A 20,456-nucleotide genomic window follows, 5' to 3' on the forward strand; every position below is an offset into this window, starting at 1 on the left:
GCTTAGAAGAAATTAGACTTTTTGATTGTCATTTTCTGTTTCCTGCTGAGGTGTTTCGTTATTTTGAGCCTTGGATTTACGATTGCGAATAACTACCACAATCAACAAAAGTATAGGTAATAAAATGGTGAAAATAAAGGAAAAGATTGGCCAAATTTCATTATTATAATTAGTAGAATGCACAATATCTGGATGAACAATTTGAGAAAGTCCAATAACAATTATCCCCATCGGTATAATGAGTGGGCGATGATCCTTGATCTTTAAAATTTGTGCGAGGCCAACAACGGTCGTATAGAAATACATAAATGTACGAATATATATAGACGTAATCCACATAAATGCCATAATGATTTCAATGCGCTGTAAAAAATTCCCTATAGATATTCTTTGCGCTAAGGCATAGCTAGGAAATGTCCTTGATGCAGTGTTTTCAGGACCTAATACAAGAATTGATAGGACAATCAACGTAACTAAGACGATTCCGCCAAGGATTGCCCCAATATATAGCCCTTTCTGTGCAGACGGCTGTACATTGACGCCAGTAGGATAGAGCATCAATAATACAAGTAATGGAAAGGAAAAGATACTCATAAAGCGTGCAATACTATAAAACATAGATGCTTTGGTCGCTTCTAGTAGAGGCTGAATATTCTCAAATGTAATTTGAGGGGTAATACTAATGACGAAAAAAATAAAAATAAAGATAAACAATGGGAAGAGGATTTCTGCCGAACGGGCAAAGGTCTCAATCCCTAAATAAGCGGCATACATAATAAGGATACTGAACAGTAGGGCAAATGCTAATGTCGGTGTCTCTGGCATAACTTCCGTTTTCATGAAAATACCGATAAAATAAAGTAATTCTCCAGCCGAAAGAAAGGTCATAATCAGGAAACAAATCGCTGTGATTTTCCCGAAAAAACGCCCAAGAATTTTTTCATTGGCCTCGATAAAGTTTAGGGACGGTGTTTGATTGGCCAGTGTTAAAAATAATTTTAGAACCAGTAAACTGAGCAGAACACCAATGCTTGCCGCTATCCAAGCATCTTGCTTAGCGGCACCAGTAATACTCGAAGGGATAATTAAAATCGCTGTACCGATAGAATAGAGAAAGGTAACGATTGTAAACTGTCTTGAACTAATTATCTCTTTTTCCATCAAGCTACCCTCCGTTTCTCAGTCCATCTTTCTATTTTGTGAATGACACAATGTAATCCCTAATCGGTGTGAAGATAAAGGTAATCAAATCTAATGGGCTAGGAATATGGATTTTAAGGGCAATCCCCATATTTAAAGCCGTTCCAATAAATAGCAAAAAGGAGAATACAATAATGGCTTTTCTATCCTGTTGCTTTTTTAGCTTTGGAATAAAAACAAGAGCAACAATGATTGCAATAATCAAGATAGCTACTGCTAGTACCATCTCATTACTCCTCCTTTGGCTTGTTTAATAATGAATTTTGCATCGTACCTGAACCTTGGGTTGTTACCTTTACATGAACAGCCACTGCTAAATCTGGAAAAATGGAAGTCCAGTCATCCTTAATTTTTTTCCACTGCTTTGGATCTGCCCGATGTAGGGCATCCCCAAATCCAAAAACATCGACTTCATATTGCTGTTGAATTTTCTCTACTGTTTTTTCAATGTGGTCATCAATACCCTGGGCTGTTTTTTTATTAACGTAATCAATCGATTTATTTTTGGTAAGATCGATATCACATTCGACCTCTCCAACATTCTGCTCTACATTAATATGGACATCGATTTTCGGTTTCCCGTTTTTAAATGACCCTTTCACCTTTGTAGTGGATTGGGTGATTTCAGTAGACAAGGTCCCTTTATTAGGACAGGCGATGATTTCTATCGTACTTTGAATTTTGTCATTAAGAAAACTAATACTTTTGCTTTCGCTTTCAGTCAGTAGCCCTATATATTTATCCCCTTTAAATACTGCTAAACCTGTATAACGTAATAGCACAGGTGTTTTAACACGTTGCACATTTGTTTGATCTACCCCTAATTTCTTATCGCCATGAACTTCAATAGCAGAAATTAACGCCCCTTTATGCTTATTGGTTAACGTATTGACTAATTCATCAATATTAACAGCTATTGTGGAGCCCCAAGCCTTTTCAGAGACATCAAGGGAATTCAAGATTTTATTAGCAGGAACTTTTTCGATGGGTGTTAGTACATTTAATACTTCCTTCGCTGTTGCTTCGTGAGACATAATGACGTCGAAATCCTTACGAAATTCATGGTCCCTTACAATTAAATCAAGTGCATCACTAATGCCTTCTTTCGCGAGATCTTCCCCTAATACAACCACTTGAAGGTGGGCAAAATAAGGTTTTCGAGCTGCAATAGTCGTCATTTTCCGAATGGCTTCAAAGATGGTCTCGCCTCTCGAATGATAGCTAACGACAGGAGAGCGTTGAGTGGAAGCTTGGCGCACTGAGACTTCACTAGGATCAACAATTTGAACTGTAATTTCATATTCCTCATCTATTTTGTCAATGCCAAATGCTACGACTATGGCCAATTCATTTAATTCACGCTTACTCCAGCAGCCACTTAACAGTATTGTGAGGATACATAGTAAGCAAATCCAGTTTATTTTTGCCATATTCCATTCCTCATTTATCCAGTTGTTATTTCCTGCTTTTTACATTGATATATTTATGTCCTCTAACAATATTTTTTTGATTGACCAAACGAGGTCGTGTAAGTAACTTTCTACGCGGGAACAGCAGAAACGCATCCTTCTGATCCTGTAATACCAACGGTGCGAATGGGCTTAAATAAGGTACACCAAATGAACGAATGCTACATAGATGAAGAATAATTAGCATAATGCCAAACATTACACCGAATAAACCAAACATAGCAGCTAAAATCATTAATGGGAAACGTAGTACACGAATCGTATTCGATAAGCCATAGGCAGGGAATAGAAAGCTACAAATCGCTGTTAAGGCTACAATAATTACCATTACAGCGGAAACGACGCCTGCATCAACTGCTGCCTGACCAATAACTAAAGTACCTACGATGGATACCGCAGGACCGATTGTTCGAGGCATACGAAGTCCAGCTTCCCTTAAGACCTCAAAGGCAACCTCCATAATAAGCGCTTCTACTACTGCAGGAAAGGGTACGCCTTCCCTTTGTGAAGCAATGCTAATTAACATGGGGGTCGGTAGCATTTCCTGATGAAAGGTAGTAATCGCCACATACAAGGATGGTGCTACTAATGCTAGACTGATACCAAAGAAACGCAAGATACGTACAAGTGAGCTAATCATCCAATGCTGATAATAATCTTCTGCTGATTGTAAAAAGGATGTAAATAGCGCTGGAACGACTAAGACAAAAGGTGTGCCATCAACTAGAATCGCCACTTTGCCATCTAATAATTCACCTGCGATGACATCAGGTCGTTCAGAGTTGTAGACGGTTGGAAACATAGAGTTTTTTGAGTCTTGAATAAAATCCTCAATATAGCCACTTTCCAGAATGCCATCAATATTAATACGATCTAATCGAGCCAATACCTCTGCGACGATTTTGTCACTGGAGATGCCATTTATATACATCACTACTACATCTGTTTGTGTCACATCTCCGATAACGCGTGATTTTATCCAGAGATTCGGACTTTTTATTTTGCGACGAATGAGCGCTGTATTCGTTCGCAAGGTTTCCGTAAAGGATTCCCTCGGTCCGCGAATTACGGATTCCGTCGATGGCTCTGTGACAGCTCGATCCTTGGCACTTCTAGTACTTGTCACAATCCCTTCGGCAAAGCCATCTAATAAAATAACCGTTTCACCATTGAGAATGGCATTGTAGAGTGTTGTGAAATGCTCAATATTCGTCACATCGCCTACCGTTAAATAGGAATTCCGAACATATTGATTAATGGTTGTTATTTCAATATCTTGTTCTTCTTCAATATTTGCCATCAGTTTATCGATAACAGAATCAGAAATAGTCGTTTTATCCGATAAGCCATCAATGGAAATAATGGCGAGGCTATGGGGATCAGTTTCTCCAATCGCAATTTCACGTATGATAATATCATTACTATGCCCTAGTGATTGTTGAATGATTTTTATATTTTTAGATAGGGAAGTATACAATAAATCGTTCGTTGTATGGGATGGGGAGGTCTCGTTATTGTTAGACATGGACATGTGTTTTCCTCCTCAAATGGTCGTTCATTACCTTTAGAATGGACAATTTTTTTGAGAGATAAACGAAAGAGATATGAAAAATCTAGCTATTTGTGGCAATATCACATTCCTTGCAACTTTCGTGTGTCTTGTTTTGTAATAAATAAAAAAACAGTCTGTCCTTTCATGTATGGAAAGGACAGACTGCTTTATGTACGATAGTCGTATTGTAATTCATCATTACTTGTATCAACATCAACATGTAAATTGTGATCGTTAAAGAACCAAAGATCTTTCTCATCAATGTAATAGATAACACCATCAATTTCTGTTTGCACACCTATGGCAATAGGTTCCTCACGTGTCATGCCTAGTGAAAAGCCTTCGTGAAACGGACTTGAGCCACCATAACGTGCATAAAAACGAATTGTATCACCAGGTTCAACTTCCATTTCATGTTTGAACCATTGTAGGGCTTCATCTGTCAATGCAATATTCATTTCAAATGCTCCTCTCTTCCTACAGCCATTTTACCTTTGGTTCGGTGCCGTTTTTAATACGAGCAATATTGGCACGGTGACGATAAATAATAAAGGTAAATAAAAAGGCTACCAAGATGCCTAATGCAAAGTCACCTGTAATAAAATAATAAACGATTGCATAGATAAGCGCTACTAAAGCGGCTATCATTGATGTTAAGCTGACGATTTTTGTGATTTTTAATGTCACAATAAAGGTAATAAATAGTAGGACAAAGAGTGGCCAAGAATAGCCTAATAATACACCAGCTGACGTTGCCACAGCTTTCCCACCACGGAAGTTGGCAAAGATCGGGAACATATGACCGATAACAGCGACAAGACCCAGTAATAAAGAGTGGAGTGTAGTATCAGAGAAAACAGGAAGTGTCACGAGTAAGACAGCGGCAGTTCCTTTTAAGACATCCATCACCGTAACAATAATACCAGCCTTTTTCCCTAATGTTCTAAAAGTATTGGTCGCACCAAGATTACCGCTCCCGTGTTCACGAATATCGGTATTATAAAAAATTTTGCCTATCCATAATCCAGAAGGTATAGAGCCGATTAGATAAGCACATAAAATAATAAGTCCATTGATCATAGTTGGACTCCTTTCATTCATAGTCCATCACTTGGTACTAATAGTTTGTAACAAGTATTTTACACTTTTTCTTGCTAATCTACAATGTTATGAAGGAGATTTCATCCGAAGTCTTGAATCAATACAAAAGAGAATCTATTAGTGAGGACTAGGCTTTTAGACATAAATTTGTAGGAAGCACTAAAACCTTTATAAAAATATAGGCAAAATGGCAATTTTGTCAATCGCTCATTCCTTTGGTAGAATAGAAGTCTAACTTTATCCTGTTTAATCGCAAGGCACGAGTTAGTGTGCTTTTATTTGCAAGCATCACAACTTTATTTTGCAACTAAGTAGGCTTCAATGCGTCAAATGATGATGGAAGCTAGAAGCAGTCTGTCTTGCTCAAATACCAATTTTAAGCAACTGTTGAAGATGTTTACTATTAATAAAAAAGATCAAAACTGTGAGCAAATTTTAAAATTTTATTGGACCTGTCGCTAGCTATTGACAGGAAATGCTATTATTATTAGGATGAGAACATAAATAGAACATGTGTTTGTTTTTTGGAGGGGAATTTTTTTGACGAATAAACAGTCACCTAGCGTCTATAATGATGACGCTATACAAGTATTAGAAGGATTAGAAGCGGTACGCAAACGACCTGGCATGTATATCGGTTCTACGGATGGCCGTGGACTTCATCACCTTGTGTATGAAATCGTAGATAATGCGGTGGATGAAGCACTGGCTGGCTTTGGATCTCATATTATTGTCACAATTCATAAAGATCAAAGTATGAGTGTGCGCGACTTTGGCCGTGGGATGCCAACCGGTATGCATAAAATGGGCAAACCGACACCAGAAATTATTTTTACAGTGCTACACGCTGGTGGTAAATTTGGTCAAGGTGGCTATAAAACAAGTGGAGGTTTACATGGTGTTGGTTCTTCCGTTGTGAATGCGCTCTCAACATTTTTAGAGGTGACAATCCATCGCGATGGTAAAAAGTATCGTCAACGCTTTGAGCATGGTGGACAGCCTGTCACAACACTTGAAAATATTGGGCAGACCAAGCAGACAGGAACGCTTGTTCATTTCCTACCAGATGAAACGATCTTCTCTGTCACAAAATTCAATTATGATACGTTAGCGGAACGATTACGTGAATCAGCCTTTTTATTAAAGGGCTTAAAAATTGAATTAATTGATGAGCGCGAGGAAGGCAAGAGCGATGTGTTCTTTTATGAGAATGGCATCGAGGCTTTCGTTGCGTATTTGAATGAGGAAAAAGATGTCCTTCATCCAGTAAAATATGTAGAAGGCGTACAGGATGAAATCGAAGTAGAGTTCGCTTTCCAGTATAACGATGGTTATTCGGAAACGATTTTATCATTCGTTAATAATGTCCGTACACGAGATGGTGGTACACATGAAACGGGTGCAAAGGCAGCATTGACGCGTGTCTTTAATGAATATGCAAGAAAAATTGGCTTGTTAAAGGACAAGGATAAAAACCTTGAGGGGACAGATATTCGTGAAGGCTTAGCAGCCATTGTATCTGTTCGTATTCCAGAGCACTTACTGCAATTTGAAGGACAAACAAAGGGTAAGCTTGGGACAAGTGAGGCTCGTTCTGCAGTAGATAGTGTAGTGTCTGAGCAAATTTTGTATGTGCTAGAGGAAAATGCAGAATTATCAGCTTCTCTTGTTCGTAAAGCGATTCGAGCGCAGCAAGTGCGTGAAGCGGCTCGTAAAGCGCGTGAGGATGCACGAAATGGCAAGAAAAATAAAAAGGGTAGTACGATTTTATCTGGAAAATTAACGCCAGCTCAGTCACGTAATGCGGCAAAAAATGAGCTGTATTTAGTCGAGGGTGATTCTGCGGGTGGCTCTGCTAAACAAGGACGTGACCGTACATTCCAAGCGATTCTGCCATTGCGCGGGAAGGTAATCAACACAGAAAAAGCCAAGCTACAGGATATTATGAAAAACGAAGAAATTTCAACGATTATCCATGCGATTGGGGCAGGTGTTGGTACGGATTTTGCGGTGGAGGATTCTGCCTACAATAAAGTAGTCATCATGACCGATGCGGATACAGATGGGGCACATATTCAAGTCTTGCTATTAACATTCTTCTATCGTTATATGCGTCCGCTCATTGAGTCTGGGAAAGTCTATATCGCACTACCGCCGCTTTATAAAGTATCAAGAGGTACAGGGAAAAAAGAAGTCATTGAATATGCTTGGACAGAAAGTGATTTACAAAAGGCCATCAAGAAGGTTGGAAAGGGTTACATATTACAGCGCTATAAAGGTCTTGGTGAGATGAATGCAGACCAACTGTGGGACACAACGATGAACCCTGAAACACGGACATTGATTCGTGTCACAATCGAGGATGGTGCACGAGCGGAGAGACGTGTCACGACGTTAATGGGTGATAAGGTGGAACCACGTCGTAAATGGATCGAAGCCAATGTAGACTTCGGTATGGAGGATGATTCTAACATTTTAGAGAATGAATTCATCCAACAAGAGGAGGACCAAGCATGAGTAGTACAGAAAAGTTTCAAGATTTACCGTTAGAAGAAGTAATGGGTGACCGTTTTGGTCGCTATAGTAAATATATTATTCAAGACCGCGCGTTGCCTGATGCACGTGACGGTCTTAAACCAGTACAGCGCCGTATTTTATATGCGATGTTTACGGAAGGCAACACACATGATAAGCCGTTCCGTAAATCCGCAAAAACAGTGGGTAACGTAATTGGTAACTATCATCCGCACGGCGATAGCTCTGTGTATGAAGCGATGGTACGGATGAGTCAGGACTGGAAGGCACGTCATATGCTTATTGAGATGCACGGGAACAATGGCTCGGTAGATGGCGATCCTCCAGCTGCAATGCGTTATACAGAGGCGAGACTATCAGCTATTGCCGCTGAAATGCTACGAGATATTGGCAAGAAAACGGTTGAATTTGTGCCAAACTTTGATGATCAGGATATGGAGCCAACTGTATTACCAGCACGTTTTCCTAACCTTTTAGTCAATGGCTCTACAGGAATTTCCGCTGGTTATGCGACAGATATTCCGCCACATGCCTTAGATGAAGTACTGGATGCTGTGTTGATGCGCTTAGACAAGCCTAATGTTACTGTAGATGAATTGATGACGGTGATTAAAGGACCTGATTTCCCAACGGGTGGAATCATTCAAGGTGTTGATGGCATTAAAAAGGCGTATGAAACAGGTCGTGGTAAAATCATCGTCCGTGCACAAGCAGTTGTTGAACCAATCAAGGGTGGTAAAGAGCAAATTGTTATCACTGAGTTACCATATGATGTAAATAAAGCGAATCTTGTGAAAAAAATTGATGAGCAACGTGTAGATAAACGATTAGAAGGCATTGCGGAAATTCGTGATGAATCAGACCGTACTGGCTTACGTGTCGTAATTGAGCTGAAAAAGGATGTACCAGGACAAGGAATTTTACAGTACTTGTTTAAAACAACTGATTTACAGGTAGCTTATAATTTTAATATGATTGCCATTCATAATCGTCGTCCAACGATGATGACATTGCCATTATTGCTAGATGCGTATATTGCCCATCAAAAAGAAGTGGTAACAAACCGTTCCATTTATGATTTACAAAAGGCAAAGGATCGTTCTCATATTGTAGATGGATTAATCAAAGCTCTTTCCATTTTAGATGAAGTCATTGCGACGATCCGTTCTTCTAATGATAAGAAGGATGCGAAGCTTAATTTACAAGCAAAGTTTGATTTTACAGAGGTACAAGCAGAGGCCATTGTAAGCCTGCAATTATATCGTTTAACGAATACGGATATTACAGAGCTACGTCAGGAACAGGACGAGTTAAATAAGCTAATTGCGAAGCTAGAGGGGATTCTGCAAAGTGAGGCAAAGCTAGTGCGTGTTATTAAACAAGAGTTGCTAGATATTAAGAAACGCTTTACAGAGCCTCGCCGCTCGAAGATTGAGCAAGAAATTGAAGAAATTAAAATTACATTGGATGTCCTTGTGCCAAGTGAAGAGGTTGTCGTAACAGTAACGAAGGATGGTTATATTAAACGTACATCCACACGTTCTCATGCCGCTTCAAACGGGCAAGATTTTGCCATGAAGGATTCAGATTATTTATTGTATGAAGCAAACTTGAATACACAGCACCATCTACTGCTTTTCACAAATCGAGGCAATTATATTTATCAGCCTGTTCATGAGCTGCCTGATATACGCTGGAAGGATCTCGGCCAGCATATTTCAAGTATTGTACCAACAGGGGAAGATGAATCGATTATTGCGGTTTATGGTTTCGAAACATTTGACCAGCCAAATACGTATGTCTTCACAGCCACAAAAGATGGCCAAATTAAGCGCTCACCACTCGCAGACTATGCGGTAACGCGTTATTCAAAGCCAATTAAAACGATGAATGTCAAGGCTGGTGATGCGATGATCTATGCATCATTTGTAACAGATGACGTGGAGCTGATGCTCACAACGGATACAGCCTATGCGATTCGTTTCCCTATGGAGGAGTTACCAGTTACAGGTGTGAAAACAGGCGGTGTGAAAGGGATCACACTAAAAGATGGAGAAGCCTTAGTTGGAGTCAATGTATTACAGCCTGATGTTACCCACTATGTAGTGATTGTGACACAGCGTGGGGCCGTGAAGAAAATGAATGTCGCTGAAGTTGAAGTAGCAAGTCGTGCAAAACGTGGACTAAAAGTATTAACAGAGTTAAAAGCAAACCCTCACCGAATTGTGGCAGTTGTTCAAGCAACAGACGAGGAGCAGGTTGTGATTGAAACTGAAAAAGGTGTTCAAGAGATGATTGACGTACAAGCATTGTCTCGTGCGGATCGCCATTCCAATGGTTCATTTAAAGTGGATATTGCAACAGATGGAGCAATTTCTCATGTTGTAACAGCCAAAAAAGAACAGAAACCAAGCTAAAAGCATGCCCAGCCTCTTAGGAGCGCTGGGCTTTAAGCTCTATTCAAAAATAGCACCTTGTCATTTAAGTGAAACTATGGGTATAATAATCATCGAAAAGTTCATAGCGAAAGAATGTAGGGGGGCTAGTAATTGCTAGCTGAGATTGTGTCCGGTAGACGCTGACCCTTTGAACCTGATTTGGCTCGTACCAGCGTAGGGAACATCTATTCAAAAAGCAAAGTTTTGAAGATTGATTGCAATACGTCTGGGAGGAATCCTAGGCGTTTTTTTATGTTTTCAAGCAACAGCTTGCCAACATTGTATACGCTTTCTTCTGGTGACAACATTCATTCATGAACACTTTCATATTACAAACTGGGAGGCTTTCGCATGAAAAAATGGTTTTTTATTTTATTGGCAGCACTATTGACATTAGTAGGCTGTAGTGACAAGGATGACAAGCAGACTGCAGACAAGCTGAAAAAGGTGTCTGTGGTACTGGATTGGACGCCGAATACAAATCATACAGGACTATATGTTGCCAAAAAACTCGGTTATTTTGAGGAACAGGGTTTAGATGTTGATATTATTATGCCTGGTGAGGCGGGCGCAGATCAGCTTGTTGCTTCTGGAAAGGCGGATTTTGGCGTGAGCTATCAGGAAGGCATAACACAGGCACGAGTACAGGATGTGCCGCTGGTCTCCATCGCAGCAATTATACAGCATAATACATCTGGCTTTGCTTCTATTGCTTCGAAGGGCATTACATCGCCAAAGGATTTTGAAGGTAAAACCTATGGTGGTTGGGGCGCGCCATTAGAGCAAGCCGTTTTACAATCACTCATGCAAAAAGAAAAGGCAGATATTAATAAGCTAGATATCGTCAATGCAGGGGATTTAGATTTCTTCACAATGATGGAAAAAGATATAGATTTTGCTTGGATTTATTATGCATGGACTGGGATTGAGGCTGAGCTGCGTGGGGAAAAGATTAATATGCTATATCTTACAGATTATAGTGATCAATTGGATTATTATACGCCAGTTTTAGCTACAAATGAAAAAATGATACAGGACAACCCGGATGTAGTCAAAGCCTTTGTGGCAGCTGCATCGAAGGGCTATGAATACGCAATTGAAAACCCAAGTGAAGCGGCTGATATTTTAATCGAAGCGGCACCTGATTTAGATCAAGCATTAGTGCATAAAAGTCAGGAATGGCTGGCTGATAAATATCAGGATGATGCCAAGCAATGGGGAGAGCAAAAGCTTTCTGTGTGGGAAAATTACGCGAAATGGATGTCTAGCAATCAAGTACTAGAGGGCGAATTTGATGCGAAAAAAGCCTTTACTAATGATTTCTTACCTAAAAAGGAGGCCAAATAAGATGGCAAATTCATTAATCAGTGTACAAATCATTCCGAAGACAGAGAAATATGAAGATGTTATACCATATGTCGATGCAGCAATTGCGGTGATCGATGCTTCTGGGGTGAAATATGAGGTACATCCATTGGAAACAACGATGGAGGGTGAGCTTTCAACATTGCTCCAAATCATTGAAAAAATGAATGAGAAGATGATTGAACTTGGTGCCATTAATGTCATTACACAAGTGAAAATTTTATATCAGCCAACGGGTATTACGATGGAGACATTAACGGGGAAATATCAGTAATGAAACGTGCATTACAGAAGGGAAGGACGATAATTTTTATCGCCTTCCTCTTGTTCATATGGGAACTAATCGTGCAGTTTGCTGAAGTTCCTCATTGGTTAGTACCCGCACCAAGTAGTATTTTGTCGGTAGCCATCCAGTCGTATCAAACCTTTCTACCACATGCATTCGCTACAGTACAATTAGCTCTACTAGGTTTGGCCATTGGCATCGCTTGTGGGCTAACGGTGGCAATAGTGTTGCATCGATTTACATTTATTCGAGAACTGTTTTATCCAATTCTTATTATGTCGCAGAATGTTCCTATTCTTGTCTTGGCACCGCTCCTTATTATTTGGTTTGGCTTTGGCTTATTACCGAAGCTTATCATTATTTGTCTTGTGTGCTTTTTCCCGATAGTCATTGCAGCGATGGATGGATTTAGACAAACAGCTCCAGAATTAAAGCATTATTTTGCCATGATTGGTGCTACAAGGGCACAAACCTTTTGGAAGCTGGAATGGCCTTATGCCTATCCTGCTATTTTTTCAGGCATTAAAATTGCGGCTACATATAGTGTGATGGGTGCTGTGATTGCGGAATGGCTTGGTGCAAAAAAGGGTATTGGTGTTTACATGACCCTAGCCCAATCCTCCTTCCGTACGGATCGCGTATTTGTGGCAATTTTTGCGATTGTTCTCTTGAGCTTACTATTGTTTAGTGGTATTCGTTTAATTGAAAAATTCATGGTGAAGGGAAGAGGCTATCATGCTCAGCATTCAAAACATCGCTAAATCCTTCGATGCGCTCAAAGTCCTTGATCAACTTTCTTTTGACGTCAAGGATGGAGAGTTTGTGGCCATCGTGGGTCCTTCAGGCAGTGGTAAAAGTACACTTTTTCAATTAATTGGTGGTGTTTCGCCAATTGATCAAGGAGCCATTTTATTGAATGGAGAGGATATCCAACAAAAAAAAGGAACGATTGGCTATATGCCACAGCAGCCATGTCTATTACCCTGGCGTACAATAGTAGAAAATGTCACGCTTGTAGAGGAATTACAACATAAATCAAATGTTGAACGTGCCAAGGAATGGTTAGAAAAGGTTGGTCTTGCCTCTTTTATCCATGCCTACCCGAACGAACTGTCTGGAGGCATGCAGCAGCGTGTGTCCTTTATTCGAGCAATGGTCAGTGATAAGCCGATTTTATGCTTAGACGAACCATTTTCTGCGATGGATGAATTTACTCGACTGGAAATGCAAGCATGGCTTTTATCTATCTGGGAGGAGTACCGCAAATCCATTCTATTTGTTACACATAGTATTGAGGAAGCTCTCTTTTTAGCAGATCGCATACTTGTTTTAACCAAACGTCCAGCTACCGTTAAAAAGGAAATCATCGTGCCGTTTGAAAGACCTCGGAAAGAGGAAATTCGACATTCTGCAGCATTCACAGCGTTAAAGCAACAATTATTTATGTATTTACAGGAGGAAAAGGGTGATATGTATGTTGATTGATGCGCATATTCATTTGGATCAGTACACCGATGAGGAAATTCCTTCCTTATTAGAAGAAGTGAAAGCTGTAATCGCGGTTAGTATGCAACTTTCCTCTTGTGAAAGAACTTTGCGTTTATCGAATAGCTATCAGCAAGTAAAGGCTGCTTTTGGCTTTCATCCTGAACAGCCTTTACTAAGTCCAAATGATGAGACAGCTTTATTTGATTGGATTCATTCGCATCAGGATGATATGGTTGCTATTGGTGAGGTGGGTCTACCTTATTATTTAAAACAAGAGCAAGCGATTGATGAACGTCCCTATGTGGCGCTATTAGAGCGTTTTGTTGTATTGGCGAAGGAGCTGGACAAGCCAATTGTGTTACACGCAGTATATGAGGACGCCCATATTGTGTGTGATTTGCTGGAAAAACATCAGCTTCACGAAGCCCATTTTCATTGGTTTAAAGGGGATGAAGCTATTGTGAAGCGCATGATAGAGCGTGGTTATTTTATTTCCATTACGCCAGATTGCTTGTACGAAGAGGAAATTCAACAGCTAATTCATGCTTATCCCATTGAACTAATGATGGTAGAAACGGATGGTCCTTGGCCGTTTGAGGGACCGTTTACGAAGAAGCGTACATCTCCCTGGATGATGCACTCAACGATTGAGGTGATTGCCTCCATCAAAGGGCTATCAACACAGGAAGTGGCCAAAATTATTACGCAAAACACGAAAACATTTTATCGGCTTTAATAAGAAAAAGCAGTATAGGGTACGAGTTATTCGTCCTTATACTGCTTTTTATATTTCGTATAATCATGCTCCAATTTTTCGTTTTTTGTTTTCGTTAGACGTTCATGTGTACTAAAAGAGATAGATTGTCGTTTTTTTTCAACATCTTTACCAACTGTGCGTTTAATGTGCATCCGTTTCTTTTTAGCTTTAGATTGTGACATGAGCATCGCCTCCAATTCATTTTTAATTCTATAGTAGCGAATAGGGAAGAAAAAGTAAAACCTCGTAAGCAAGATACTTACGAGGCTGTCGAGTGTATTAGTGAGATACGTCCTGTACAGAAATACCTGTGTTTGCTTTAACGTCAACTTCACGATACTTCGCATCATCTGTTTCTTTAGAAAGTAATGTGCCGATGAAACCACCAAGGAAACCAAGTGGTACAGAGATTAAGGCTGGGTTCGTTAACATAATTAAAGGATCACCAACGAAAATTGCCTTACCTTCAACTGGATTCCAAACGTTTGGAGACATAGCAACTAATACTAACGCAGAGATTAAACCTGTTAACATCGCAGTAACAGCACCCGCTGTATTAAAGCGTTTCCAATAAATTGTGTAGATGATAACTGGAAGGTTAGCAGATCCAGCGATACAGAATGCTAAAGATACTAAGAATGCAACGTTTAATGTTTGTGCACCAAGTGCTAATAGGATAGAAATAACAGCGATTGTAATCGAACCGATACGAGCTGCAAGAACTTGCTCTTTTTCTGTAATTTTACCCTTTTTGATAATTTGTCCATAAATATCATGAGATAGGGCAGATGCACCAGAAAGTACAAGACCTGCTACTACCGCTAAAATTGTTGCAAATGCTACTGCACAAACGAATGAGAATAGAATGTCGCCACCAAGTGCTTCTGCAAGAAGTGGGGCAGCCATGTTACCAGCAGCGTTTGCTGCGATAATATCTTCTTTCCCAACGAATGCTGCTGCACCGAAGCCTAAGAAAATTGTTAGAACGTAGAAGATACCTACGATCCAAGTAGCCCAAATAACAGATGAACGAGCTGTTTTCGCGTCTTTTACTGTGAAGAAACGCATTAAGATATGTGGAAGACCCGCAGTACCTAATACTAACGCAATTAACATAGAGATTGTATCAAGTCCATTTGTATATTTAAGACCTGGGTTTAAATAAGCAGCTCCACTATCAGTAACCGTTGTCATTTCTTTAAACATTGTAGAGATACTGAAGCCGAACTCTTTTAATACTAAGAACGAAATAATAACTGTACCCAACATTAAAAGACAAGCTTTAATAATTTGTACCCAAGATGTTGCTGTCATACCACCGAATAGTACGTAAGTAGTCATCATGAATCCTACGATTAATACGGCGATCCAATAGTCGATTCCTAAAAGTAATTGAATAAGTGCTCCTGCACCAACTAGTTGTGCAATCATGTAGAATAAAACAATTGTAATAGTGCTTAAAGCAGCTGTTCCACGGACTTTGGCGTTATCAAAACGCGCTGTAATCATGTCAGCTAATGTAAATTTCCCAAGGTTACGTAATGGCTCAGCAACGATATATAATACCACTAAGTAAGCTACTAAATAACCAATAGAGAAGAAGAATCCATCAAATCCAAATAATGCTACAGCACCAGCGATACCCAAGAAGGATGCTGCTGATAAGTAGTCACCAGCGATAGCTAGTCCATTTTGCCAGCCTGTTAAGCCACCACCAGCAGTATAGAAATCACTTGCTGAAGATGTACGTTTAGATGCCCACCATGTAATAACTAATGTTAAACCAACAATGGCTACGAAGAAGAATATGGCTGTAAGACTCATTCCGTTACTCATCGGCGGCCACCTCCGTTCTCGTATTCAGCGATAATCGCTTTTGCTTCTCTATCGAAGCTGTTTGCCTTTGCTACATATAAATGACATAACCCCCATGTCATGATGAAAAGACCTGCTGCATAGATCCACACCCAAGTAATTTCCCCAAATGCCTTTTGGTGTAGAATTGTCGTGTACGATGTCAGAATTGGTAACAACATGTATGCCGATAAAAATATGGCAGTCATTGACCAAAGAAAAGAGTTCTTTCTTCGTACAAGAGACTTAAATGATTCTTGATTTGCAATTGAATCATAGTCAATCACGATACCTTTTTTTGCTTGATTGTTCGCCATTAACATTCCCCATTTTGTGTATATTTTTTCTACCTCAAGACTTGATTTTGCTAGTTTAGTGAATTCACATTTTCATTTTATGTAACAGTTCACAAAATTGCAATACATTTCAGAAAAATTATGTAAAAAAAATTTTTCAGAAAATACTCCTAAGAGAGAAAAAATGGCGCAAAGCCAAGAATATAAAGGGTTTTAGAAAATTCAGATAAATAAATGAAGTGAAGAGAAATCTAGATTCTTAACAAAAAATGAAGGGTAAATTTACAAAAAAATCTTGTTTTTTCAATTGAAAATAAACACTATTTACCTAGTGAAAATTGGATTTTTTCTGTTTTTTGGAAGTGAAATAATATTGTTCGATAAATAAATTGGTAGATATTGAATAACAAAAAAGGCGAAAAACTCGACCAAAAATCGAATTTTTTGCCTATTTTTTTGCATTTTTTGAATTGAGATTCATTATGCAGGAGGTGTATAAATATTAATGTGAAATATCAGAGACAGACACGCCTGTATTTGCTTTCACACGAATTTCTTTATAAATACGTTCTGCTTCTTCCTGTGGCACTTTGTTAGATGAAAGAACAGTACCTAAGTATCCAGCAATAAAGCCTAATGGAATTGTAATAATCGCTGGAACAGCAAGTGGCACAAGTGGTTGTCCAACAAAGATAGCCGCACCTTCAACAGGGCTCCACACATTTGGTCCCATTGCTCCTAAAATTAAACATGATACTAACCCCGTTACCATCGCAGTTACAGCACCTGTAGAATTAAATTTCTTCCAATAGATTGTATAAAGGATTACAGGTAGGTTTGCAGACGCACCGATACAAAAGGCGAATGATACTAGGAATGAAACGTTTAAGCTTTGTGCAAACAGAGCGAGAATTATAGACACGATCGCAATCGAGATAGAGCCTGTACGAGCTGCTACTACCTGTTGCTTCTCTGTTAATTTACCACCCTTAATGATTTCTCCATAAATATCATGAGAAATGGCTGAAGCCCCTGTTAGTACTAAACCAGAAACAACGGCTAAAATAGTCGCAAATGCCACTGCGCCGATAAATGCCATCAATACATCTCCACCTAAGTAGTGCGCAAGAAGCGGAGCAGCTGTATTACCAGCCTTACTTTCAGCAAGAATCTGATCTAAACCTACAAAGTTTAATGCACCGAACCCTAAGAAAATTGTTAATGAAAAGAAAATAGCTGTAATCCAAGTTGTCCAAGAAATAGAGGAACGTGCTGTTTTTGCATCCTTTACAGTAAAGAAACGCATTAAAATATGTGGTAAACCAGATGTTCCTAAAACTAAAGCCATCATCATCGAAACGGAGTCGATTGTGCTTGTATACTTAATTCCAGGTACAAGGAACTTTTCGCCATGATCTACTGCAATTGTGTCGAACATCTTCATAAGAGAGAAGTCAAATTTCATTAACACTAAAACCGCTAATAAACCTGTCCCGAATAATAATAGACTTGCTTTAATGATTTGCACCCAAGAAGTCGCTGTCATACCACCAAACAATACATAAGTTGTCATCATAACACCGACAATTAAAACGGCAATCCAATACTCAATACCGAATAATAGCTTAATCAATGCACCAGCACCAACTAGCTGTGCAATCATATAAAGAATTACGATAATAATGGTACCAGACGCTGCCACACCACGAATTCGCTTTTCATTGAAACGAGCCGTTAACATATCTGCTAACGTGTAGCGGCCTAAGTTTCGCATTGGCTCAGCAATGACATAAAGCAGCACTAAATTCGCTACTACATAGCCTACAGAAAAGAAAAAACCATCAAAGCCAGTTAAGGCAATTGCACCAGACACCCCAAGAAAGGCTGCCGCAGATAAATAGTCACCAGCAATCGCAAAGCCGTTTTGCCACCCCTTTAAACCACCACCAGCAGTGTAAAAATCAGCCGCAGAAGATGTACGCTTTGCTGCAATATAGGTAACAACAAGTGTTAAGCCAACAATAGCTAAAAAGAAACCTATAGATACGATATTCATTTATTTTCCACCTTTCGCCTGGTACTCTGCAAGAACAGCAGCTGCAGCTTTATCGAATGAAGCAGCTTTTTTTACATATACTGTACAAAGCACAATGGTCATGATAAATAATCCTGCAGAATAAACCCATACACCCGTAATATTTCCGAAGAATTTTTGTTGTAGTACAGGCTGGAAAGCAAGAATCGGAAGCAGGATATAAAGAATTAAAAACACTGCTGTAATCGAGAAAAGAAAGGTGTTTTTCTTTTTTACAAAGCTATTAAACGATTCCATTGCTTCAATTGCATGATAATCAATTGATTGGGCCTGTTTTTTGCTTGAAACATTCGCCATTATTATTCCCCCTAAAGTTATATATTTCTGTTTTAAACGACATATTTCTTTTTCGTTCGTCGTTATATTCATTTATTTTATGGGGGAGAATCCTATAATGCAATACTAAATTTTGAGTTTTTATAATTTTTAGTCACTTCTGTTTTGTGGAAATAACATAGAAATAATAAGGATTTATTAGAAAAATTCTGTTTAAAAGAGCGTGCAGTTTTCTGATGAAATAATATTGTTAAAATAGTTTGTTGTTGATAAAAATGAATGTAGGAGAAAATACAAACATAAAAGAGAATTTTCTGTATTTTATTATTCTGCTATTAAATTCCATGGGAGCTTGTTAAGTAGAAAAAAATTGTTATATAACAATTATCTGAGGTTTTGGGAAATAACGAAAATGATAAAAAAAAGCTATGAAAAAATTTTTAAAAAGGATGTGTCATTTGGAAGAATTAGTGAGGAGGAATTCCAGAATCAGTTAATGTTCACATGTTATACAAATAGCCATCTGGGTGTAAGTCCATTATCTTGTGTTTAGCTTCTATAATGAATAAAATAAGGTGATGAAATGAAGGGAAGTGGGCACCACTAATGACAAAGAAAAGTATATTGCTAGTTTTAGTTCTAGCATTTAGTAGCATTCTAGCTGCTTGCGGTAGTTACAAGTTTGAACCAACATTAAATCTCGAGGTTCAAGATTTCACAGTAACAAATCAAAAAAATGAACAAGTGACCCTAGATGATCTTAAAGGTAAGCCTTGGCTAGCCATGTTTATTTTTACAAACTGTACGACAATCTGTCCACCCATGACATTTAATATGACAGAAGTTCAACAAGCACTACAGGATGAAGGCCTTGAAGATTATCAAATTGTGGCATTTAGCGTCGATCCAGAAGTGGATAAGCCTGATGTTTTAACAAATTACTTAAATACGTATAATGTTGTAGATGAAAGCAAATGGCAGCTACTAACTGGCTATCAACAAAAATTCATTGAACAATTTGCACGTAAATCATTTAATTCATTAGTTAAAAACGATCCTAACTCAGACCAAGTCATACATATGTCGAGCTATTATTTAGTAAACGCAGACGGCACAGTTGTAAAAGACTATGATGGCGCGACAAACGTACCAGTTGAAACAATCGTTGGAGATATGAAGGCTCTTATTAAGGAGAGCAAATAACACAGAAGTCCATGTGACTTCTGTGTTTTTTTATGGAAAGAGGGGAAAGTAAGATGTACGCCTTTAAAAATCATTCGTCTCGATTTACTTTCCCAATATTGCAGCGAATACGGCAATATTATATCGTTGTATGCAGCAACGGTTCATTAACTTAAACTATTCAACTGATTAGTAAGAGGAGGGATTTTAATGAATAAACAGGACCAGCTTAACTTGATTAAGGACGACTTTATAAATTCTCAAAAGGTACTATTAGCAATTGGTGATGAAACCAGACAAGCTATTTTAATGGTATTAATGAGCACAGATTGTCAAACGGGATTGCGTGTAGGTGAAATCACAGAACAAACACATCTATCTCGACCAGCTGTGTCACATCATCTTAAGATTTTGCGAGATGCTGGTGTTATTTTAATGCGCAAAGAAGGTACAAAAAACTTTTACTATATAGATATACGGACAAAACTAGGTTCGTTAAAAAATCTGGTGTTGGATATTGAGACGTTGTTAACGGAATTTTATTGACAATATAGTAGGTTAT

Annotated in this window: 20 protein-coding genes and 1 riboswitch; of the genes, 9 read left to right on the forward strand and 11 right to left on the reverse strand. The window is 38.8% G+C overall.

All coding sequences use genetic code 11. The features are described 5' to 3' along the window. Positions 1–12 precede the first annotated feature (12 nt). The 6 genes from AAJG31_RS01310 to plsY all read right to left on the reverse strand — a co-directional run bounded on the left by AAJG31_RS01310 (position 13) and on the right by plsY (position 5,301). The gene (locus AAJG31_RS01310) at positions 13–1,161 is read right to left on the reverse strand and encodes an endospore germination permease (RefSeq protein WP_279495130.1); all 1,149 of its coding nucleotides are present in this window, start codon (positions 1,159–1,161) and stop codon (positions 13–15) included. A 31-nt stretch (positions 1,162–1,192) separates the two neighbouring features. Then, positions 1,193–1,426, reverse strand: a complete 234-nt coding sequence (locus AAJG31_RS01315) for a hypothetical protein (protein ID WP_054550235.1) — start codon at positions 1,424–1,426, stop codon at positions 1,193–1,195. A gap of 4 nt (positions 1,427–1,430) precedes the next feature. After that, positions 1,431–2,630: a Ger(x)C family spore germination protein gene (locus AAJG31_RS01320; RefSeq protein WP_279495129.1), complete on the reverse strand. Its 1,200-nt coding sequence runs from the start codon at positions 2,628–2,630 to the stop codon at positions 1,431–1,433. A 25-nt stretch (positions 2,631–2,655) separates the two neighbouring features. After that, positions 2,656–4,200, reverse strand: coding sequence for a spore germination protein (locus tag AAJG31_RS01325; protein WP_279495128.1), 1,545 nt, complete (start codon positions 4,198–4,200; stop codon positions 2,656–2,658). A gap of 188 nt (positions 4,201–4,388) precedes the next feature. After that, positions 4,389–4,679 (reverse strand): HesB/YadR/YfhF family protein, encoded by a 291-nt coding sequence (locus tag AAJG31_RS01330; RefSeq protein ID WP_048393071.1) that lies wholly within the window; start codon positions 4,677–4,679, stop codon positions 4,389–4,391. A 19-nt stretch (positions 4,680–4,698) separates the two neighbouring features. Continuing rightward, positions 4,699–5,301, reverse strand: coding sequence for a glycerol-3-phosphate 1-O-acyltransferase PlsY (gene plsY, locus AAJG31_RS01335; protein ID WP_048393068.1), 603 nt, complete (start codon positions 5,299–5,301; stop codon positions 4,699–4,701). Between the two features lie 561 nt (positions 5,302–5,862). On the opposite strand from plsY, the gene parE reads away from it, so the two are divergent. The 7 genes from parE to AAJG31_RS01370 all read left to right on the forward strand — a co-directional run bounded on the left by parE (position 5,863) and on the right by AAJG31_RS01370 (position 14,170). Then, positions 5,863–7,839 carry a DNA topoisomerase IV subunit B gene (gene parE, locus AAJG31_RS01340; RefSeq protein ID WP_048393067.1) on the forward strand — a complete coding sequence of 659 codons (1,977 nt, stop codon included), beginning with the start codon at positions 5,863–5,865 and terminating at the stop codon, positions 7,837–7,839. Further along, positions 7,836–10,274, forward strand: coding sequence for a DNA topoisomerase IV subunit A (gene parC / locus AAJG31_RS01345; RefSeq protein ID WP_103118203.1), 2,439 nt, complete (start codon positions 7,836–7,838; stop codon positions 10,272–10,274). Before parE ends, parC begins: the two co-directional genes overlap by 4 nt. 108 nt (positions 10,275–10,382) lie before the next feature. Further along, positions 10,383–10,493, forward strand: a riboswitch (TPP riboswitch). Positions 10,494–10,646: 153 nt separating this feature from the next. Beyond that, positions 10,647–11,642, forward strand: a complete 996-nt coding sequence (locus AAJG31_RS01350) for an ABC transporter substrate-binding protein (protein WP_279495126.1) — start codon at positions 10,647–10,649, stop codon at positions 11,640–11,642. Between the two features lies 1 nt (position 11,643). Further along, positions 11,644–11,934 (forward strand): thiamine-binding protein, encoded by a 291-nt coding sequence (locus AAJG31_RS01355; RefSeq protein WP_112118575.1) that lies wholly within the window; start codon positions 11,644–11,646, stop codon positions 11,932–11,934. Then, entirely contained in the window at positions 11,934–12,707 is a 774-nt protein-coding gene (locus tag AAJG31_RS01360) for an ABC transporter permease (protein WP_279495125.1), read from the forward strand. The genes AAJG31_RS01355 and AAJG31_RS01360 overlap by 1 nt, the downstream gene beginning before the upstream one ends. After that, on the forward strand, positions 12,682–13,431 hold the full coding sequence (locus AAJG31_RS01365; RefSeq protein ID WP_279495124.1) for an ABC transporter ATP-binding protein: 750 nt from the start codon (positions 12,682–12,684) through the stop codon (positions 13,429–13,431). Before AAJG31_RS01360 ends, AAJG31_RS01365 begins: the two co-directional genes overlap by 26 nt. Then, on the forward strand, positions 13,421–14,170 hold the full coding sequence (locus tag AAJG31_RS01370) for a TatD family hydrolase (protein WP_048393060.1): 750 nt from the start codon (positions 13,421–13,423) through the stop codon (positions 14,168–14,170). The genes AAJG31_RS01365 and AAJG31_RS01370 overlap by 11 nt, the downstream gene beginning before the upstream one ends. Positions 14,171–14,196: 26 nt before the next feature. Here AAJG31_RS01370 and AAJG31_RS01375 read toward each other — a convergent pair whose 3' ends face one another. The 5 genes from AAJG31_RS01375 to AAJG31_RS01395 form a co-directional block, all read right to left on the reverse strand. After that, complete coding sequence (locus tag AAJG31_RS01375) at positions 14,197–14,373, reverse strand: hypothetical protein (RefSeq protein ID WP_197078724.1); 177 nt, start codon at positions 14,371–14,373, stop codon at positions 14,197–14,199. 97 nt (positions 14,374–14,470) lie between these two features. Then, positions 14,471–16,015, reverse strand: a complete 1,545-nt coding sequence (locus tag AAJG31_RS01380; protein WP_048393165.1) for a sodium/solute symporter — start codon at positions 16,013–16,015, stop codon at positions 14,471–14,473. 8 nt (positions 16,016–16,023) lie between these two features. After that, positions 16,024–16,362 (reverse strand): DUF485 domain-containing protein, encoded by a 339-nt coding sequence (locus AAJG31_RS01385; protein ID WP_048393058.1) that lies wholly within the window; start codon positions 16,360–16,362, stop codon positions 16,024–16,026. Positions 16,363–16,843: 481 nt separating this feature from the next. Then, entirely contained in the window at positions 16,844–18,397 is a 1,554-nt protein-coding gene (locus AAJG31_RS01390) for a cation acetate symporter (RefSeq protein WP_257960894.1), read from the reverse strand. Beyond that, positions 18,398–18,733: a DUF485 domain-containing protein gene (locus AAJG31_RS01395; RefSeq protein ID WP_004227946.1), complete on the reverse strand. Its 336-nt coding sequence runs from the start codon at positions 18,731–18,733 to the stop codon at positions 18,398–18,400. A 585-nt stretch (positions 18,734–19,318) separates the two neighbouring features. Here AAJG31_RS01395 and AAJG31_RS01400 point away from each other — a divergent pair. Together AAJG31_RS01400 and AAJG31_RS01405 are read left to right on the forward strand one after the other, a co-directional pair. Continuing rightward, entirely contained in the window at positions 19,319–19,915 is a 597-nt protein-coding gene (locus AAJG31_RS01400) for an SCO family protein (RefSeq protein WP_004227948.1), read from the forward strand. 189 nt (positions 19,916–20,104) lie between these two features. Beyond that, a complete protein-coding gene (locus AAJG31_RS01405; RefSeq protein ID WP_054550229.1) occupies positions 20,105–20,440 on the forward strand; it encodes a metalloregulator ArsR/SmtB family transcription factor in 336 nt (111 codons plus the stop codon). Positions 20,441–20,456: the final 16 nt, after the last annotated feature.

This window comes from Lysinibacillus sp. BS3 (assembly GCF_039614735.1).
Classification (GTDB): Bacteria; Bacillota; Bacilli; order Bacillales_A; family Planococcaceae; genus Lysinibacillus; species Lysinibacillus capsici.

Bases quoted from the DNA above. Each gene is read 5' to 3' on its own strand.
- AAJG31_RS01310 (WP_279495130.1), bottom strand. From the start codon at position 1,161: ATGGAAAAAGAGATAATTAGTTCAAGACAGTTTACAATCGTTACCTTT.
- AAJG31_RS01315 (WP_054550235.1), bottom strand. From the start codon at position 1,426: ATGGTACTAGCAGTAGCTATCTTGATTATTGCAATCATTGTTGCTCTT.
- AAJG31_RS01320 (WP_279495129.1), bottom strand. From the start codon at position 2,630: ATGGCAAAAATAAACTGGATTTGCTTACTATGTATCCTCACAATACTG.
- AAJG31_RS01325 (WP_279495128.1), bottom strand. From the start codon at position 4,200: ATGTCCATGTCTAACAATAACGAGACCTCCCCATCCCATACAACGAAC.
- AAJG31_RS01330 (WP_048393071.1), bottom strand. From the start codon at position 4,679: ATGAATATTGCATTGACAGATGAAGCCCTACAATGGTTCAAACATGAA.
- plsY (WP_048393068.1), bottom strand. From the start codon at position 5,301: ATGATCAATGGACTTATTATTTTATGTGCTTATCTAATCGGCTCTATA.
- parC (WP_103118203.1), top strand. From the start codon at position 7,836: ATGAGTAGTACAGAAAAGTTTCAAGATTTACCGTTAGAAGAAGTAATG.
- AAJG31_RS01350 (WP_279495126.1), top strand. From the start codon at position 10,647: ATGAAAAAATGGTTTTTTATTTTATTGGCAGCACTATTGACATTAGTA.
- AAJG31_RS01355 (WP_112118575.1), top strand. From the start codon at position 11,644: ATGGCAAATTCATTAATCAGTGTACAAATCATTCCGAAGACAGAGAAA.
- AAJG31_RS01360 (WP_279495125.1), top strand. From the start codon at position 11,934: ATGAAACGTGCATTACAGAAGGGAAGGACGATAATTTTTATCGCCTTC.
- AAJG31_RS01365 (WP_279495124.1), top strand. From the start codon at position 12,682: ATGCTCAGCATTCAAAACATCGCTAAATCCTTCGATGCGCTCAAAGTC.
- AAJG31_RS01370 (WP_048393060.1), top strand. From the start codon at position 13,421: ATGTTGATTGATGCGCATATTCATTTGGATCAGTACACCGATGAGGAA.
- AAJG31_RS01375 (WP_197078724.1), bottom strand. From the start codon at position 14,373: ATGTCACAATCTAAAGCTAAAAAGAAACGGATGCACATTAAACGCACA.
- AAJG31_RS01380 (WP_048393165.1), bottom strand. From the start codon at position 16,015: ATGAGTCTTACAGCCATATTCTTCTTCGTAGCCATTGTTGGTTTAACA.
- AAJG31_RS01385 (WP_048393058.1), bottom strand. From the start codon at position 16,362: ATGGCGAACAATCAAGCAAAAAAAGGTATCGTGATTGACTATGATTCA.
- AAJG31_RS01390 (WP_257960894.1), bottom strand. From the start codon at position 18,397: ATGAATATCGTATCTATAGGTTTCTTTTTAGCTATTGTTGGCTTAACA.
- AAJG31_RS01395 (WP_004227946.1), bottom strand. From the start codon at position 18,733: ATGGCGAATGTTTCAAGCAAAAAACAGGCCCAATCAATTGATTATCAT.
- AAJG31_RS01400 (WP_004227948.1), top strand. From the start codon at position 19,319: ATGACAAAGAAAAGTATATTGCTAGTTTTAGTTCTAGCATTTAGTAGC.
- AAJG31_RS01405 (WP_054550229.1), top strand. From the start codon at position 20,105: ATGAATAAACAGGACCAGCTTAACTTGATTAAGGACGACTTTATAAAT.